The following is a 4,029-nucleotide window of genomic DNA, read 5'->3' as shown; positions in this document are numbered from 1 at the left end:
GTGCCGCCAGGCCGGACGCTGCCAGGCCGGATGCCGGCGGGCCGGGTGCCGGACGGGCGCCCGGACCGGCCTTTCGGGGCCGCGAGTGCCACGTCCGATTCCCGCCGGACGAGGCGTCGGTCAAGGCGCAGAGTGGGATGTGGCAGTACCTACGACGAAGGACTCGACATGACCGTCCACAGCACCATCGACAGCCCCCTGGGCGAACTGCTCCTGATCGGCCACGACCGCGCGGACGGCTCGTTCGCCCTCGCGTCCCTGTCCGTACCGGGACAAAAGGGCGGTGCCACACCGCCCGCCGGCTCGCACCGGGACGCCGCCCCGTTCGTCGACGTCGCGGGCCAACTCGACGCGTACTTCGCGGGCGACCTGCACGGCTTCGCACTCGACTTCGCCACCCGCGGCTCGGCGTTCCAGGAGCAGGTCTGGGCCGCGCTCGACGCGATTCCGTACGGCACCACGACCAGCTACGGCGAGATCGCCGCCCGCGTGGGCACGTCGCGCGCGGGGGTACGCGCGGTGGGCACCGCGATCGGGGCCAACCCGCTGCTGCTGGTCCGCCCGTGCCACCGCGTGATCGGCGCCGACGGCGCGCTGCGCGGCTACGCCGGCGGCCTGGACCGCAAGGAGTACCTGCTCACCCACGAGGGCGCGCTGCCGGCGCGCCTGGGCTGAGCGCCGTGGACACGCTGTTGGCCGTCGATCCGGCGACCACGGAGAGCACCGTCGATCGGGCGACCACCGCAAGCACCGCGCTCGTGGAGCAGGTCCACGAAAACGGCCACGCGCTCACCCACCGCATCCTCGAACCGGACGCGTGCCGCGAGATCGCGGAACTGTACGACCGGGCCGAGCTGTTCCGCGCCACCGTCGACATGGCCCGGCACCGGTTCGGGGCCGGGGAGTACCGCTACTTCGCGGACCCCGTCCCCGAACCGATCGCCGCGCTGCGCGCGTCCTGCTATCCGCACCTGCTGCCGATCGCCCGCACGTGGGCCGAACGGCTCGGCCGACCCGCGCCGTGGCCGGACACCCTCGCCGAATGGCTGACGATGTGTCATGAGGCGGGCCAGTTGCGGCCGACGCCGCTGCTGCTGCGCTACGGGCCGGGCGACTGGAACGCGCTGCACCGCGACCTGTACGGCGAACTCGTCTTTCCGCTCCAGGTGGTGATCGGCCTCGACGAACCCGGCGTCGATTACACGGGCGGCGAGTTCCTGCTCGTCGAGCAACGCCTGCGGGCCCAGTCGCGAGGCACCGCGATCCCGCTGCCGCAGGGCCACGGGCTGATCTTCACCACCCGCGACCGGCCGATCCGCTCGACCCGGGGTTGGTCGGCCGCGCCCGTGAGGCACGGGGTCAGCACGGTACGGTCGGGCCGGCGCCGCACGCTCGGCCTCGTCTTTCACGACGCGACATGACGCCCGCGACCCGCGCGTACACGCTGCTCGGACCGGATGGGCGACCGTACCGAACTCCCGTGCCAGGCACGCTCGGTGGCACTCGGAGCGGGCGACTGTACGGGCGGCTGGACTGCCGCAGCGCACTGCGCGCGATCGAACGCGGCGGCTATGTCACGAGCCGGGTGTTCTTCGCCGACGAGGCCACGGCCATCGCGGCCGGGTATCGGCCGTGCGCGGTGTGCCTGCCGGCCGCGTACACCACGTGGAAAGCCGGTCTCCCGGCTCCGCACACCGAGGCCGAACTCGCCGAGCTGCTCCGGCTGCTGACCGGCCGTCACACGATCACCATCGGCCACGGTCGGGACCGCGCCTCCACCGCGGCGGCTCAAGCGCTGGCCGCGGCGTGGACGGGCGAGGCGGCGGCGGTGGTGTCGTGGCCCGAACACGCCGCGTCGTGGCTTCGCCCCGCGCGCCGGTTCGTCGCGCACGCACCGGACGCGTGGGTGATCGCGGGTACGCGGCCGGGCTGGACGGGCATGCGCGACCGCCTGCTGCGCGGCACCGAATGGGACCCCTCCCGTACCTACGCGTTCGCGTCGTTGGCGGGCGCGGTCACGGACGAGCACGGCGACGGTGGTGGCGGTTCGCGGTGGTGGGCGGCCGACGGGGCGCGCCCGGAACGGGCGTAACGGGTGGGGGGTATCGGGAGAGGGGTATCGGGTGACGAATGTCTATCGTGTCGCGGAAGCGGCCCCGTCGGCGGGCCGGGCCGCGTAGCGCACCGCCTCGAACGGCCAACAGCCGGACAGCCACGCGCCGACGACGCGATACAACGGCTCGTCGAGCTCGGCCCGGTCGGCGCGCACCCACGAGCGCACGGCGGCGACGTGGGGGTCGTCGTGGTCGGGGTAGATGTACACGCAGCCGATCACATCGCCGTCGTCAAGCGGGTCGAGAACGGTATAGGTGAACCCGGTTCGATGCGCGAAGTCGTCGGCGTGCCCGGTCAGATCGCGCAGGTTCTCGGGCGAGGACATCCCCTGCGCAGGGGCCAGTCGCGGCCACCGAAACCGGGCTGGACCGAATGTGCTCGATACTCGCCGTCCACGCGGCGAGGTCGGCGTCGTTGTGCCGCGGCCCCAGCGGTTCGAGCCGAAACCGCTCGGTCGCCGGGTGCGCGGGGATGACGAACTCGGGTGCTACGAAAGGCAGTCGGCCGGGCATGCGCAGAGCCTACGCCGGGGCCGGAAGCACCGCCGAACCGTGCCCTCTGTTCGGCGGCGATCCCGGCTGTCACGCGGCGACGCCCTCCGACGCCCCGGCCCTACTGCCCTACTGCCCTACTGCTCCGTCCTGCTCAGGAACTCGGGGGAACCGAGAACGCCGATGCGTGCTCGCGCGCCCAGTCGGCGAACGAGCGTGGGGGCAGACCGGTGACCTCCTCGATCGTCGACGAGAGGCTGTACGCCTGCTCGGGAGGGTTACGGTGCCAACCGATCACGAAGTCGACGACGTCCTCGGGGGTTCCGGCGGCGCGCATCCGCTCACGGGCGGCCGACTCCGACAGCTCCACATAGCGCAGGTCACGACCGAGGGCGGCGGCCAGGATCCGTACCTTGTCCGGCACGGTGAGCACTTCGGGGCCGGTGAGCGAGTAGGACCGGCCCGTGTGGCCGTCACCGACCAGGGCCGCCGCCGCGACCCGGGCGATGTCGCCCTCGTGCACCATCGCGCTCGGCTCCTCCGGGAACGGCTCGCGGACGAGACCCTCGGCGCGGACGGACTCGGCCCAGGCGAGCGCGTTGCTCATGTACTCGACGGGCTCCAGGCGGGTCCACTCCAGACCGCCGGCGGCGACCGCCCGTTCCACGTCTCCGACTTCGCCGCTCCACAGGGTCGTCGCCCGGCGGACTCCGGCCTTCACCGCGAGCTCGACCAACTCGCGCCCGTTCGTCAGCGGACCGGACCCGTCGAACGTGATCAGATGCACGGCGACCACGCCGTCGAACACACCGCCCAGAGTGTCGGGTTCGGCCAGATCACCACCGACCACCTCGACCTCGGCCGGCAGCCCGGCCCGCGCCGGATCCCGCGACAAAGCCCGTACCCGCCGCCCGTCGTCCAGCAGTTCGCGCACGAGGTGCCGACCGACATTCCCTGTCGCGCCGGTGACCAGAACAGTCATGATGTGCTCCTTCGTTCGTGGTCCACGTGACGCTAATTCCTCAAGGCCACTTGAACACAAGCCCCGAACGCGGACACCCGACCCGCCCGGACACCCAGCCGGGCCGGACACCCGACCCGTCGACTCGTCCGTACCCGAAGGCGAGAGCCGACGCGGGCGCTCGACGAAGGCGTCCCGGGCGAGCGACTCGACCCCAAAAGCAACCGGATCCGCCCGGCCGCAACTCCGCCCCGCAACAGTCCGCGAGGCCTGATCCGCCCACCCCGCGCAGTAAATCCGCAGCCCACTTCCCGGACGCGACGGGTGGTGCGGGTTGGAACACCTCCCGGCCCCACCGAACGCCCAAGCCCAAAGCCCCCGAGAACGCGACCAACCCCTCAAGCGCCCCCGCGCCCCGCCCACCAAAGAGTCGCCACCCGCCGCGGCCAAGGAGGCCCGACT

5 protein-coding genes are annotated in these 4,029 nt (G+C 72.5%); 3 read left to right on the top strand and 2 right to left on the bottom strand.

The genetic code is table 11. The features are described 5' to 3' along the window. The first annotated feature begins 168 nt into the window (after positions 1–168). The 3 genes from GT354_RS14055 (at position 169) to GT354_RS53965 (ending at position 2,092) form a co-directional block, all read left to right on the top strand. A complete protein-coding gene (locus tag GT354_RS14055) occupies positions 169–675 on the top strand; it encodes a methylated-DNA--[protein]-cysteine S-methyltransferase (RefSeq protein ID WP_161356646.1) in 507 nt (168 codons plus the stop codon). A gap of 83 nt (positions 676–758) precedes the next feature. After that, on the top strand, positions 759–1,421 hold the full coding sequence (locus tag GT354_RS14050) for a 2OG-Fe(II) oxygenase (protein WP_346012022.1): 663 nt from the start codon (positions 759–761) through the stop codon (positions 1,419–1,421). Positions 1,422–1,480: 59 nt separating this feature from the next. After that, on the top strand, positions 1,481–2,092 hold the full coding sequence (locus GT354_RS53965) for a hypothetical protein (RefSeq protein ID WP_237534817.1): 612 nt from the start codon (positions 1,481–1,483) through the stop codon (positions 2,090–2,092). Positions 2,093–2,134: 42 nt separating this feature from the next. On the opposite strand, the gene GT354_RS53960 is transcribed toward GT354_RS53965, so the two are convergent. Together GT354_RS53960 and GT354_RS14035 are read right to left on the bottom strand one after the other, a co-directional pair. After that, complete coding sequence (locus GT354_RS53960; RefSeq protein WP_237534816.1) at positions 2,135–2,440, bottom strand: hypothetical protein; 306 nt, start codon at positions 2,438–2,440, stop codon at positions 2,135–2,137. A 320-nt stretch (positions 2,441–2,760) separates the two neighbouring features. Next, on the bottom strand, positions 2,761–3,588 hold the full coding sequence (locus GT354_RS14035) for an NAD(P)H-binding protein (protein ID WP_161356645.1): 828 nt from the start codon (positions 3,586–3,588) through the stop codon (positions 2,761–2,763). Positions 3,589–4,029 lie beyond the last annotated feature (441 nt).

The sequence above is a fragment of the Streptomyces sp. SID3343 genome (assembly GCF_009865215.1).
In the GTDB taxonomy this organism is placed as follows: Bacteria; Actinomycetota; Actinomycetes; order Streptomycetales; family Streptomycetaceae; genus Embleya.
This window is presented reverse-complemented; position numbering and strand designations above follow the sequence as displayed.